The sequence below is a fragment of the Sphingobium sp. LMA1-1-1.1 genome, assembly GCF_040676365.1.
Taxonomy (GTDB): domain Bacteria; phylum Pseudomonadota; class Alphaproteobacteria; order Sphingomonadales; family Sphingomonadaceae; genus Sphingobium.
The window spans coordinates 257,360-270,378 of the sequence record NZ_JBEGHS010000034.1 but is presented as its reverse complement, the minus strand read 5'-3'; the positions used below and the strand labels follow the sequence as shown (position 1 = coordinate 270,378).

Annotated in this window: 15 protein-coding genes and 1 pseudogene; 13 read left to right on the top strand and 3 right to left on the bottom strand. The window is 64.6% G+C overall.

From position 1 onward, the window contains the following. The first annotated feature begins 69 nt into the window (after nucleotides 1-69). The 13 genes and pseudogenes from MRBLMA1_RS15360 to MRBLMA1_RS15295 form a co-directional block, all read left to right on the top strand. Complete coding sequence (locus MRBLMA1_RS15360; RefSeq protein WP_133653172.1) at nucleotides 70-792, top strand: GntR family transcriptional regulator; 723 nt, start codon at nucleotides 70-72, stop codon at nucleotides 790-792. 4 nt (nucleotides 793-796) lie between these two features. Further along, the gene (locus MRBLMA1_RS15355) at nucleotides 797-1,624 is read left to right on the top strand and encodes an amidohydrolase family protein (protein WP_363737817.1); all 828 of its coding nucleotides are present in this window, start codon (nucleotides 797-799) and stop codon (nucleotides 1,622-1,624) included. A 3-nt stretch (nucleotides 1,625-1,627) separates the two neighbouring features. Then, nucleotides 1,628-1,993, top strand: coding sequence for an L-rhamnose mutarotase (locus MRBLMA1_RS15350; RefSeq protein WP_363737815.1), 366 nt, complete (start codon nucleotides 1,628-1,630; stop codon nucleotides 1,991-1,993). Beyond that, nucleotides 1,990-2,721, top strand: a complete 732-nt coding sequence (locus tag MRBLMA1_RS15345) for an SDR family oxidoreductase (protein WP_363737814.1) — start codon at nucleotides 1,990-1,992, stop codon at nucleotides 2,719-2,721. The genes MRBLMA1_RS15350 and MRBLMA1_RS15345 overlap by 4 nt, the downstream gene beginning before the upstream one ends. Nucleotides 2,722-2,729: 8 nt before the next feature. Next, nucleotides 2,730-3,896, top strand: a complete 1,167-nt coding sequence (gene lldD / locus MRBLMA1_RS15340; RefSeq protein WP_363737813.1) for an FMN-dependent L-lactate dehydrogenase LldD — start codon at nucleotides 2,730-2,732, stop codon at nucleotides 3,894-3,896. A gap of 2 nt (nucleotides 3,897-3,898) precedes the next feature. Continuing rightward, nucleotides 3,899-4,753: a fumarylacetoacetate hydrolase family protein gene (locus MRBLMA1_RS15335; RefSeq protein WP_363737811.1), complete on the top strand. Its 855-nt coding sequence runs from the start codon at nucleotides 3,899-3,901 to the stop codon at nucleotides 4,751-4,753. A 14-nt stretch (nucleotides 4,754-4,767) separates the two neighbouring features. Further along, nucleotides 4,768-5,817, top strand: coding sequence for an aldo/keto reductase (locus MRBLMA1_RS15330; RefSeq protein ID WP_363737810.1), 1,050 nt, complete (start codon nucleotides 4,768-4,770; stop codon nucleotides 5,815-5,817). Next, nucleotides 5,814-6,788: a 2-hydroxyacid dehydrogenase gene (locus MRBLMA1_RS15325; protein WP_363737809.1), complete on the top strand. Its 975-nt coding sequence runs from the start codon at nucleotides 5,814-5,816 to the stop codon at nucleotides 6,786-6,788. The genes MRBLMA1_RS15330 and MRBLMA1_RS15325 overlap by 4 nt, the downstream gene beginning before the upstream one ends. Then, the gene (locus MRBLMA1_RS15320) at nucleotides 6,778-7,578 is read left to right on the top strand and encodes a kinase (protein ID WP_363737807.1); all 801 of its coding nucleotides are present in this window, start codon (nucleotides 6,778-6,780) and stop codon (nucleotides 7,576-7,578) included. Before MRBLMA1_RS15325 ends, MRBLMA1_RS15320 begins: the two co-directional genes overlap by 11 nt. Before the next feature lie 56 nt (nucleotides 7,579-7,634). Further along, entirely contained in the window at nucleotides 7,635-7,868 is a 234-nt protein-coding gene (locus MRBLMA1_RS15315) for a hypothetical protein (RefSeq protein ID WP_363737805.1), read from the top strand. Between the two features lie 409 nt (nucleotides 7,869-8,277). Next, nucleotides 8,278-8,703, top strand: coding sequence for a nuclear transport factor 2 family protein (locus tag MRBLMA1_RS15305; protein ID WP_363737803.1), 426 nt, complete (start codon nucleotides 8,278-8,280; stop codon nucleotides 8,701-8,703). Nucleotides 8,704-8,738: 35 nt separating this feature from the next. Beyond that, nucleotides 8,739-9,392 (top strand): nuclear transport factor 2 family protein, encoded by a 654-nt coding sequence (locus MRBLMA1_RS15300; RefSeq protein ID WP_363737801.1) that lies wholly within the window; start codon nucleotides 8,739-8,741, stop codon nucleotides 9,390-9,392. Between the two features lie 137 nt (nucleotides 9,393-9,529). Beyond that, nucleotides 9,530-9,673, top strand: a pseudogene (locus MRBLMA1_RS15295) (IS3 family transposase); the annotation flags it as partial. 36 nt (nucleotides 9,674-9,709) lie between these two features. Here the strand turns inward: MRBLMA1_RS15295 and MRBLMA1_RS15290 are convergent. From MRBLMA1_RS15290 to MRBLMA1_RS15280, 3 genes are all read right to left on the bottom strand, one after another. Then, nucleotides 9,710-10,501 (bottom strand): SDR family NAD(P)-dependent oxidoreductase, encoded by a 792-nt coding sequence (locus tag MRBLMA1_RS15290; RefSeq protein ID WP_363737799.1) that lies wholly within the window; start codon nucleotides 10,499-10,501, stop codon nucleotides 9,710-9,712. Between the two features lie 30 nt (nucleotides 10,502-10,531). Further along, on the bottom strand, nucleotides 10,532-11,311 hold the full coding sequence (locus tag MRBLMA1_RS15285) for an SDR family NAD(P)-dependent oxidoreductase (protein ID WP_363737797.1): 780 nt from the start codon (nucleotides 11,309-11,311) through the stop codon (nucleotides 10,532-10,534). Nucleotides 11,312-11,596: 285 nt separating this feature from the next. Next, nucleotides 11,597-12,526, bottom strand: coding sequence for an AraC family transcriptional regulator (locus MRBLMA1_RS15280; RefSeq protein ID WP_363737796.1), 930 nt, complete (start codon nucleotides 12,524-12,526; stop codon nucleotides 11,597-11,599). Between the last annotated feature and the right edge of the window lie 493 nt (nucleotides 12,527-13,019).

The following is a 13,019-nucleotide window of genomic DNA, read 5'->3' as shown; positions in this document are numbered from 1 at the left end:
GCGCTTCGCTATCCTGCCGAAAGGCTTTGCGGTTGACCCGTCCCGGTGATGAGGCCATTTCGTCTGACTATGCCACGTTCGAAAATCAGCGCCGTGTCGGCGACCGATCCCCCTGCCAGCGAGAAATCCGTCGGCGAGAGAGGAAACGAACCGCCGCTGGCCGAAAAGGCCTATCGTGCGATCCTTCAGGGCTTGTTCGACAGAACCATCCCGGTCGGCGCCGAATTGTCGCAGAACGAACTGATGCGATTGCTCGGCCTCACCATCCAGCCGCTGCGCGACGCGTTGCGAACGTTGGAGACGGAGGGCCTGGTCACGATTCACGCGCGATCCTGTATCCGCTTCGTCAAGGCGGATCTGGAACTGTCGCGATCGACCTACCAGTTCCGCTCGCTGATCGAACGGGCGGGCGCGCGGGCTTTCGCGGAAACGGGCGATGCGGCGGAGATTGCGGAGATGATCGCGGCGCATCGCGATCTGATCGCCGATCTGGAGCGTCACGACCTGGGTCCGGCCGAGGAGGATCGGCTAGGGTTGCTGGAGGAGCAGCTGCACGGCGCGCTGATCTCGTCGTTGCGCAACTCGCTGATCGAAATGACCGCGCGACGGCTGAAGAATTACGTGACGCTCGTTCGGCTCGACCGGCTGGTGACGAGACCATTGGCGCTGCGTACGCTGCGCGAGCATCTCGACATTCTGGAGGCGTGCGCGAACCGCGATGCGGACGCGGCGGAAGCGGCGCTCGCCGGCCATTTTCAGCAGGCGCTGCAACGGATTCTCGGTATGGCGTGATACCATGCAGGTGATCGACGCGCACCATCACCTCTGGGCGCTCGACACGCCCGGGCACCGGTGGCCGACCGTCGCGGAACCGTCGATTCATCGTGATTTCGCGATGGACGACCTGATCGCCGCGACGGGCGATGTCCGGCTGGCTGCCAGCGTCTTGGTCCAGTCGCAGCCGACCGACGCCGATACCGACTGGATGCTGGCCGTGGCGGAGACGAGCCCTGTCGTCGGTGCCGTCGTCGGATGGGTCGATCTCGCGTCGCCGCAGGCACCGGGCAGGATCGCCACGCTCGCGACCGCGCCCAGGCTGCGCGGGTTGCGGCCGATGCTGCAGTCCATCGCCGCCACCGACTGGCTGCTCGACCCGGCGCTGGAGCCCGCCATCGCGGCGATGCTGCGGCACGGCCTGCGCTTCGATGCGCTCGTGCAGCCCCGGCATCTGCCGATGCTGGCGCGTTTCATGGATCGCTGGCCGGATCTTCCGGTCGTGATCGACCATGCGGCAAAGCCCTTCATCGCCCAAGACAGGATCGATCCGTGGCGGACGCAGATCGCCGTGCTCGCTGATCGCGGCGCATGGTGCAAGCTGTCGGGCCTGCGCACCGAACAGGTGGCCGGCGCTCCGGCGGACCAACTGCGCCCCTATGTCGACCATCTGCTCGCATGCTTCGGCGATCGGTTGATGTGGGGCAGCGACTGGCCGGTGTTGCGCCTGTCGGGGGACGATTTCGCGCAATGGGTGGCGGATGCCGACCGGCTCACCGGCCTGCACGGGCCGGCGCGGGATCGCCTGTTTCGCGGTGCGGCGGCCGCATTCTACGGCATGAAGGGCTGAGCGATGGGAACGCACCGAGTGGTCCGCATCATGGACCTCGCCACCGATGCCGCGGCGATCGCGGCCTATGACGATGCGCACCGCGTCGGCCGGACGCTGGCTGCGGTCGTCGAGGCGCAGCATCGTCATGGCATCCTCGAGATGGAGATCTTCCGGGCCGGCCACCGCCTGGTCATGATCCTGACGCTGGCCGAGGATTTCGACGCGGAGGGATTGCGGCGGATCGAGCGCGATCATCCCCAGCTCATCGCATGGCAGGCCTGCATGGCCGAGCTTCAACGGGCGCCATTTGCCGATGGCGAACCCTGGCCGGTGGCGCATCGCGTCTTCCGGCAGAGTGATCATCTATCGAATGAGGACAGGATATGAACAGACTGGCGGGCAAGCGCGCCCTCGTGACCGGGGCGGCGCAGGGGATTGGCCGCGCGACGGTGGAATTGTTCCTGCGCGAAGGCGCGGAGGTGATCGCACTGGACGTGCAGGCGGAGGCGCTGGCGACGCTGGCCGGGTGCCGGACGAAGGTGGTCGACCTGCTCGACGCCGTGGCGGTCGACGCCTTGGGCACGGAGGTCGGGACGATCGACGTGCTGGTCAATTGCGCGGGCTATGTCGATGCCGGCGACCTGCTCTCCACCGGGGAACGGGGCTATCGCCTGTCGTTCGACCTCAACGTCGATGCCGCGATGCGGATGATCCGCACCTTCCTGCCCGGCATGATCGCCGCGGGTGGCGGGTCCATCGTCAACGTCGCGTCGGTGGCGGGGGCGATGATCGGCGTTCCTGACCGCTTCGCCTATTGCGTGTCCAAGGGCGCGCTGGGCGGGCTGACCAGATCGGTGGCCGTGGATTATGTGCGGCACGGCGTCCGCTGCAACGCGATCTGCCCTGGCACCGTGCAGTCTCCGTCGCTCGACCAGCGGCTCGCGGCGACCGGCGATGCCGAGGCTGCGCGCGCGGCCTTCATTGCGCGCCAGCCGATGGGGCGGATCGGCACCGCTGAAGAGATTGCCGCACTGGCCCTCTATCTCGCCTCCGACGAAAGCAGCTATATCACCGGGAGCCTGATGGCGATCGATGGCGGCTGGACGATGGCCTGAGCCGCCCGATGACGATCATCGCCTCCATCGACGACTTCCGCACCGCCGCCCGGCGGCGGCTGCCGCGTTTCCTGTTCGACTATGCCGATGGGGCCGCCTTTTCGGAGGTCACCTGCCGCCGCAACGTCGACGACCTGCACGCCACGGTGCTGCGCCAGCGCGTGTTGCAGGACGTGGCCGCGCTCGACCTGCGCACGACGCTGTTCGGTCGCGAGCAGCCGCTGCCGGTGGTACTGGGTCCGATCGGCATCGCCGGCATGTTCCGCCGACGCGGCGAAACGCAGGCGGCGCGGGGAGCCCATCGGCACGGCGTGCCCTTCACGCTGTCGACCGTCGGCATTTGCAGCATGAAGGAACTGCGCGGGGCGGCGTCGGACGGGCCGTTGTGGTTCCAACTCTACGTCATCCGCGACCGCGGCTTCATGCGGGAACTTCTGGCGCGGGCGAAAGAAGCGGGCGCGCAGGCGCTGGTGTTTACCGTCGACATGCCCATACCCGGCATCCGTTATCGCGACGCGCATTCGGGGATGTCGGGGCCGGGCGCCGCAATGAAGCGCGTCGCCCAGGCGATCGGCAAGCCAGGGTGGGCATGGGACGTCGGACTGCGTGGTCGTCCGCACCGGCTCGGCAATCTGGAGCCAGTGCTGGGCAATGCCAGCGGCCTGAACGATTACATGGGCTGGCTGGGCGCGAACTTCGACCCCGGCATCCGCTGGAACGACCTCGACTGGCTGCGCGCCGAATGGGACGGGCCGCTCATCATCAAGGGCATCCTCGATCCGGAGGATGCCCGCGCCGCCGCCGATTACGGCGCGGACGGCATCGTCGTGTCGAACCATGGCGGACGACAACTCGATGGCGTGATGTCGACCGCCGCCGCTTTGCCGCGTATCGCCGCCGCAGTAGGCGACCAGTTGACCGTGCTCGCCGATTCCGGTGTCCGCTCCGGCCTTGATGCCGTCCGCCTGCTGGCGCTGGGGGCGAAGGGCGTGCTGCTCGGCCGGGCATGGCTGTGGGCGCTCGCCGCCGAAGGCGAGGCGGGCGTTGCGCGGATGCTCGCCATGCTCGCACACGAGATGCGGGTCGCCATGACGCTGACCGGCGTCAATGCCGTTTCCGCAATCGACCACAGCATCCTCGCCAATGTTTCCAACAATTTTTCGACAAAGGAATAGCCATGAAACTCTGCCGCTTCGGCACCACCGGTCACGAAAAGCCGGGCATGATCGATACCGCCGGCCGCATCCGCGACCTGTCCGGGCATGTCGCCGACATCGATCCTGCCGCGATCTCGGTGGAGGGACTGCGCCGCCTCGCCGCGCTCTCCGCAGACGATCTGCCGCTGGTCGATGCGGGGGTCCGCTACGGTCCGCCGGTCACTGGCACCCGCAAGTTCATCGCGATCGGCCTGAACTATGCCGACCACGCCGCTGAATCGAACCTGCCGATCCCGGAAGAGCCGGTCGTGTTCAACAAATGGGTGAACTGCATCCAGGGCCCGAACGACCCGGTCGTGATCCCGCGCGGATCGAAGAAGACCGATTGGGAGGTCGAACTGGGCATCGTCATCGGCACCCCGGCGCACGACGTTCCGGTCGACAAGGCGCTGGATCATGTCGCCGGCTATCTGGTCGTCAACGACGTGTCGGAACGCGAATGGCAGACCGAGCGCGGCGCCACCTGGGACAAGGGCAAGGGCTTCCCGACCTTCGGGCCGATCGGCCCGTGGCTGGTCACCGCCGACGAGGTTGGCGACCCGCAGGCATTGTCGATGTGGCTCGACGTCAACGGCAAGCGGATGCAGACCGGCAGCACCGCGACGATGATATTCCCCATCGCCGAGATCGTCGCTTATTGTTCGCAGTTCATGGCGCTGGAACCCGGCGACATCATCACCACCGGCACACCGCCGGGCGTCGGGCTCGGCCAGAAGCCCGAGCCCTGCTATCTGAAGGCGGGCGACGTGGTGACACTCGGCATCGAGGGCCTGGGCGAGCAGCGCCAGGACTTCGTCGCCGCGGCGAATGGTTGAACGGGACCGGCGCGATGACCCTTCCGACCCGCCCGCTCGGGCAGACAAAGATCCGGCTGACCGAGATCGGCTTCGGCGCCGCGTCGCTCGGCAACCTCAACCGGCGGATCGACGATGCGACCGGGCGGGCGGCGATCGACGCGGCGATCGCGGCGGGGGTCGGCTTCGTCGACACCGCCCCCTTTTACGGACGGGGCCTGAGCGAGCGGCGCGTCGGTGATGCACTGCGGGAAGCGGATCGCGCGATCATCCTGTCGACGAAGGTCGGGCGGCTGCTGACGCCCGATGCGTCGGCGACCGCGGAGGAAGCGCGCGACGGCTTCCTCTCGCCAATGCCGTTCCGGGTCGTGTACGACTATAGCCGCGAAGGCATATTGCGCTCGTTCGAGGCGAGCCTGCACCGCCTCGGGCTCGACCGGGTCGACATGCTGTTCGTCCATGACATCGGTCGGATGGTGCAGGGCGACGCGCACGATCGTCACTGGGCCGAACTGACGACGGGCGGCGGGTTCGACGCGCTGGAGTCGTTGCGTGACCAGGGGGCGATCGGTGCGTTCGGACTGGGCGTGAACGAGGTCGAGGTCTGCATCGACGCGATCCACGCCGCGCCGATCGACGTCCTCCTGCTCGCCAACCGCTACACGCTGCTCGAACAGACGCCGCTCGACACGCTGTTTCCGCTGTGCGCGAAGAACGGCGTGTCGGTGATCGCCGGCGCACCGTACAACAGCGGTATTCTCGCGACCGGGACGCGCACCGGCGGTACGCCCTATTACGACTATGGCCCGGCACCGAACGAGATCGTTGCACGCGTCCGGCGGATCGAGGCCGTTGCCGACGCGTGGCAGGTGCCGCTGGCCGCCGCCGCGCTGCAATTCCCGCTTGCCCATCCCTGCGTCGTCAGCGTCCTCCCCGGCATCGGTGATCCGCGCCGGCTGGCGCAGACGCTGGACCTGTATCGCCGTCCGATACCCGGAGGCTTCTGGCAGGCGCTGGTGACGGAGGGCCTGTTGCGAAGCGACGCGCCAGTGCCGACGGCGCGGGACGAAGCGGTTCGGGCATGACAGCGGCGCATCCCTCCATCCGCGTGATGCGCCGGCTGCCGACGGAGGTCGAACGCGTGCTCGCGGAGCGGCTTGGTGCCCGGCTGAATCCGGACGACGTGCCGCTCGACCGGTCGCAGCTGGCCGACGCCATGCGGGACGCCGACATCCTCGTCCCGACGATCACCGATCGCATCGATGCGGAACTGCTGACGGTGCCGGGACGCCGGGTGCGGCTGATCGCCAGCTACGGCGCCGGCGTCGACCACATCGACCTGGCCGCCGCGCGCGATGCCGGGATCGCGGTCACCAACACGCCCGATGCGCTGACCGAGGCGACGGCCGAACTCGCCATCCTGCTGATGCTGATGGCGGCTCGCCGCGCGGGCGAGGGCGAACGCGAGGTTCGCGCCGGCGCGTGGACAGGCTGGCGTCCCACCCATCTGGTCGGAAACGGGCTGCACGGCCGCGTCCTCGCGCTCGTTGGCTTCGGCCGCATCGCGCAAGCCACGGCCGCGAAGGCGCGCGGGCTCGGCATGACGATCCGCTACTTCAATCGCTCCCCGGTCGATCCGGCGGTGACGGCGCGGCTTGCCGCGGAGCCGGTCGACACGCTGGTCGATCTGGTCCGAGGCGCAGATGTGGTGTCGCTGCATACGCCGGGCGGCGCGGCGACGCGTCACATGATCGACCGGGGGATCCTGCGCGCGATGCAACCCCATGCGATCCTGGTGAACACGGCGCGTGGGCCGGTGATCGACGAGGCCGCGCTCGTCGAGGCGCTGGAGGCGGGCTGGATCGGTGCCGCCGCCCTGGATGTCTATGCGGAGGAGCCGGTGGTGCATCCAGGACTGCTCGCCCATTCGCGCTCCGTCCTGCTGCCTCATCTCGGCAGTGCGACGATCGAGGCGCGCAACGCGATGGGAATGCAGGCCATCGCCAACATCGACGCATTCCTGTCAGGCAAGGCGCTGCCCAACCGTGTCGCCTGACGATCGGCTGATCGCCGCGATCGAGGCGGCGGCGGCGCAGAGCCCCGACCGTCCGCTGGTCGTGGGCATTTGCGGCGCGCAGGGAAGTGGCAAGTCGACGCTGGTGGCCCGCCTCGCGCAGCGTCTGGACCGTGTCGCCACGCTCTCGCTCGACGATCTCTACCTCACGCGGGCGGAGCGCGAGGCATTGGCCCGGGATGTCCATCCATTGCTCCGCACACGCGGCGTGCCGGGCACCCATGACATCGACCTGGGAATGGCCGTGATGGCGTCGCTGGATCGCGGCGCCGCGGTTCGGTTGCCCCGTTTCGACAAGGCGATCGACGATCGATCACCGGAAACGTCATGGCCGACGGCAGCCGCAAACACCCGTATCATGCTGTTCGAGGGATGGTGCGTCGGCGCGCTGCCGCAGGAAAGCGAGGCGCTAGCGGAACCGGCCAATGCGCTGGAGCGGGAAGAGGATCGCGACGGCACATGGCGCCGATATGTAAACGACATGTTGGCCGGGCCTTACCGCTCCCTGTTCGCGCGCATCGACTTCCTGATATTCCTCGCCGCACCAGGCTGGGATGTCGTGCATGGCTGGCGGCTCGAACAGGAAGAGGCACTGCGTCAGAGCGGCGCGCCAGGCGACGCTATCATGACCACAGCGGATATCAGCCGGTTCATCAGCCATTACGAGCGTCTGACACGTCATATATTGGCTGAAATGCCGGAACGAGCCGATATCGTCATGTTCCTGGACGCCAATCGGCATGGCATATCGATCGACTGGCCTAGCCCGTAGGTATAGCTGGTCCTCGGGCCAGTGTTGAATAGTTTCACGATAGCCGAAGCCGACCAGTGAACGATGCCTTCGGCAAGTCGCCTGGGAACCGGTCGGCAATCCGCAAGGGCCCCTTTTATGCGGCGAACATTTCGACTGTGAACAAATACAGCTTCACGCAGGTCTTCATGCTCGGCGGGCTGGAGGTCGACGAGCGGACCGGTGGCGTCGTGGACGCCAGCGGCATGACGATAGCCGACGCCTTTTCGGGACGTCGCGCCGGAAGTGCTGCAGCCGAGCGCGGCCTATGATCGACTTCCGCGAATGCGGCCGAGTAGCATCCTGTTCAGACGGCGACCCGTCCGGTGCGTTCGCACGCGAGACACGCAGGACGGTGTCGACGACCGGATTGAGCGGCACCAGATCGATGGACGCAAGATCGCGGCGAAGACGATCTGGAACAGCCAGGCCTGCAGCGATCCGGCCACCTCGAGGTCCGACAGGCGGGGCGTACGCAGGGTTGCGCAAGGCTCCCAAAGACATTGTACCGTGCCGAACGCCAGCGATAGCGTTGTTTGGCGAGGGCCTTAAAGCTTTCGGGCGCTGCCCTTCAGGCGACGGCCCATTACGGCATCTAGGCCACACGGACGATTGCGGCAGGGCGCGGAGCGCGCATCACGGAAGCCGGATGGGAACCGCACGTTTCCGGAGGATGAGCCGATGCGTCAGATCGCGGCCGAGGATTTCATTGCCATCTACAACCTGATGGGCCGCTACGGCCACATCATGGACGAATGTTCCGCCGCCGGCGGTCCGTGGGATCGACTTGGCGAGATCTTCACTCCCGAGGCGGTGTTCGAAGTGGAGCCGTATGGCGTGCGGCTGAATAGCCTGCGCGAGTTGCAGGACGCCTGGGGCGCATCAGTGCACCCCTGGGGTCATCACGTGACCAACCTGGTGGTCGATCCCGACGGGCCCGACGGGGCCCGCTGCGATTCCAAGATCGTGATCGTGCTCGCCGATGCCCGGACGATGACCGGGGTCTATCGTGACCGGTTGACCCGCACCGCCGCCGGGTGGCGGATCACGCATCGCTATTGCGTCATGCGGCTGATCGATCCCGACGCGCCCAAGCCGGTCATGTGATCCGGGCGACGGGAAGCATGGTGGAGAGGCAGCAAATGACCGACGCGGAAAAGATCGACCGACTGTGCAGGACGGTGGAAGCCCTGCAGGCCCAAGTGCAGCACCTGCACGACCGCATGGCAGTGCGCGACGTGGCGATCCGCCTCGCGCGCGGGGACGACCGGTTGGACAAGGATATCCTGTTCACCGCCTATGCCGATGATGCGATCGACGACCATCTGGGCTTCTGCGGCAACCGCGAGGAATTTTTCGAATGGATCTGGGATTCGCACAAGCGGTCCATCGAAACCACGCTGCATCATACGACCAACCAGACTTGCGAGTTCATCGACGCGGACACAGCGATTACGGAAACCTACTGGATTTTCACCGGCCCGCTGCTCGACGGCAGCAATTCGATCGCGTTTGGCCGCTATCTCGACCGGGTGGAGCGGCGGCCGGAAGGTTGGCGGATCGCCTTCCGCTATGCGACGATCGACGGCTGCTGCAACATTCCGGGGGCGCCGATCCCGTTCCGGTGGGCGCCGGATCGCCTAGCCAACGGCGTACCCAGCCAGACGCGCGAGGATCCGTCCTATCGCCGCCCGTTCGTGAACCTGCGCGAACGCTTCGTGCCGCCGGACGGAATCGATTACGACACGGTCCGCGACCTTGCGACCTATTCCCGAGGTCCGCACCCGGCGGGCTGAACCGGCAGCGCCCGGACATTGTCCGGGCGCTGCCGGTTCAGCGCTCCAGCGGAACGTCGTAGGCGCGCACGCAGTCGCCGCTGATGCGGTCGATACCGTTCTCGGTGAAGCCGATGTCGGCCAGCTTGTACTGCTGATGGCGGCGGCATCACAAAACTGACAGGCCGCACAGCTCGCTGGGCTATCGCCCCTCGGCGCCGAAAACGGCTACGCCGCCATCGCCTCCCTCCGGTTCCGCTTCGCTCCACCTTCGGCCCGCCACGGCGCCAGAGGCAACAATGCGCCAACTGTCGAACCGGACCACCCGGCAGGGCCAATCAAGACTGCGCTATGGAATTGCTCAGCAGCGGGATGCTCATGCCACCATCGACGCGGATGATCTGGCCGTTGATGAAAGCGGCGTCATCCGAAAGCAGGAAGGTCGCCGCGCTCGCAATGTCTTCGGGTTCTCCCAGGCGAGGCCCGGCCGTCTGCTTCAGGATGAGTTCGAGGGGCAGCGCATCCCCCATGGCCACCGCATTTTCGACCATTATCATGCCGGGCTGGATGGCGTTGCAGCGGATCTTCTGTTTGCCGAACCGCACGGCGACATGCCTGGTCAGCGCATCGACGCCCGCCTTGGATGCGCAATAGCCCACCATCGCCGAATCGCCGCGTGAAGCCGCCAGCGACGAGGTTTGCACGATGGCACCACCGCCGGTCTTCAGCATATGAGGGATAGCCGCCCGACATGAAAGAAAATAACCTGTCAGATTGGTCGTCAGCGACCGCGCGAAAATCTCGGGATCGGTGCTAAGAACATCGCCGTCACGATCGAGCAGGTGGAGATCGGCCCCATTGTTGAACAGACCATCGATGCGGCCGTGGTCATGGGCGACGCCGTTCATCAGGTCCAGCAGGCTGTCGCCGTTCGAAAGATCGGCCAATCGGAATTCGGCCCTGCCCCCGCTGTCGTTCAGCTCCTCTGCAAAGGCCTGACCGCGTTCGACGCTTATCCCGCCCAGGATCACGACAGCGCCTTCCTGGGCGAGGCGACGCGATGTTGCAGCACCTATGCCCCGGGTCGCGCCGACCACTATTACGACTTTGCCGTCCATGCGCTTGTTCATCGACATTCCTTCCTTCCCATGACCTGAAGTTCAGTCGCTTGGCCGGTTGCCCGCCATATGCCCGCCATCGACAGGAAAAATGTGACCCGTCACAAAGGAGGCCGCGGGCGAACAGAGCCATACCGCCGCCTCGGCCTGCTCCTCTGCTGTACCGAACCGCCCGATCGGCTCCACCCATTGCTTGATCATTTCCGGATTTGTCCTGCTCACTTCCTCAAGCGCGCCGCGCATCATCGGCGTATCGGTAGCGCCGGGGCATATGGCGTTGACGCGGATGTTGCTGGTCGCAAAGTCCAGAGCGGCCGTTTTGGTCAATCCGGCCACACCGTGCTTGGCACTGACATAGGCGCTCATCGCCGGCGTGCCGATCAGACTGGCCAGCGAGCCGGTATTCACGATCGCGCCGCCGCCTGCCTCCAGCATATGGGGTATTTCATATTTCATGCAGAGAAAGCAGGAGACGGTATTGAGAGCATGACATCGCTCGAATTCAGCCAGCGATATGTCGGTGATCTTCCCGATCGGGCCGCCATGACCCACATGATTGTGCGCCATGTCGATCCGACCATAGGTCTCGATCACAAATTCGATCATGTCGCGAACCGATGCCTCGCTCGTCACATCGGCCCCAATGAAGCGCGCTTCGCCCCCTTGACGCCGGATCTCCTCGACCGTGACATGCCCCCCTTGCGCATCGATATCCGCCACAACGACGCGCGCGCCGCGTTCGGCGAAGAGACGGGCCGATGCGCGGCCAATTCCGGAACCTGCGCCGGTTACGAGGGCAGTACGCCCTTCAAGCATTTTCATCTGCGCGCTCCATGTCATCCTGCTCCATCCCCTGGGTAGGACCGGTTGCGCCTCAACATCCTCGTCTGTTCAGACAGCGCTGCGGTCCTGACCCCAGGAATTCTGTCGATGTCTCTGCGGCCTAGTGACCCGAATCTGAAGTTCGTCACACTGTTGGATAGGTGTTGAACGAACTTCAGATTCATCAGGGTTACTAGTAAATATATGATTTTAGTGTATTTTTTTGGATTTGAAATACGCTCCCTACCTAGCCGCTATAATGAGGCGTATTTCAAATCCACCACATTAGTCAGAAGACTGATCGGAAGGTCTCGACAGCGACGAGAGTTGATCAGATTGCCGTACGCGGCGCGGCTCCGAACCGAAGGTGCGACGGAAAACCCCCGCAAAATGGCTTGGATCCTCGTAGCCAACTGCAGCAGCTACGCTTCCTATGGAGAGGTTCGAGTTGCGTAAGAGCTCAAGAGCACGGCGCATTCGTCGGTCCTGTATATAGCGGTAAGGCGGAAAGCCGGTAGCGCGTTTAAACGCGCGGGTGAAATGGAAGAGGCTCTGTCCAGTCAAATTGGCAAGCAGCTCCACTCGCAGCGGAGTATCCAGGTGGTCTTCAACATATCTTCTAACCCGCTTCACATCGACCTCGCTCAAGCCGGAACTACGTCCGCGATCCCCTGGCACCAGCATGTGTTCTGCAACCAAGCGCGTGGCAAAGGCTTCAGCCATCGTGCGAAACTCGAGGAGGCGCTGATCCTCGTTGAAGCCACGCATCGATTCCAATATGGCCCGTGCAAGATAGAAGAGCCCTGGATCGGAGCAGACGAATGGGTCACACCTCAGATTAGCCAAGGCGCTTTGTTGCCTCTGGATCTTCTGCGCCAGGCCCTCAATCCACCAAGAAGGCATGAACATTTGCAAAATGTCGAATCCGTTGGTCACATTTGCCTCAACGCGAGTGCCCGCCGGTAAAAAACAGATGAAAATATCTGGAAGCGGCCCCTCGATGAGCACAGTATCATCAACGACCAAGCGATGTTGAAGGCTATGCTGGAAATAGACGCTGATGACATGAGTCTTCTCCGGCATCACAGCCCTGTAACGCCAGATAGTATCGGGGGGTGCCGCGACGTGACATGCTGACACTCCCGTCTGGTCGTGATCCTCTACAAGCACATTCAACGGCGTGCGAATAAAGTTTCTAATTTGAAAGCCTGGCATTACGGAAGCCTACCGCCGACGTGGCCTACTGGCGAGCTGTTTGTCGCAAGGAGCGCTCCCGCTTACCCCGCCCCTCACCGTCATGCGGTCGCTTTTCAAGTGTCGCGTTTCGATGGTAGGCCGTTGGTAAATAGCTTAGGTTCCATCAACCAAGTTCCGCACGGAGCAGAGGCGATCAAGCCGCCTTCAGAACGCCATGCTGATCTCTGAGATGGTGCCGGTTTTCTGGACAGGATGCTAAGCTAATCCCGAACAGGCGGCATAACCACGACCAGGATGAGCTTAACTCAGCCGCCAAACTGTCCAAGAAGGCGGCACCACCTCAATACAGTCCGAGCTTGCTGAGCTTGTACACTGCCGGCCGTCGCCAACATCGCAATGGATGACACTGTCGTCGTACTTATGACTTTCGCCATGTTCTCCCTCCCGCAGATTAATATTCTTTATGGGTCCTCAGCTTTGCAGTGAATCGCCTCCAATGCTCTGAAGAGCA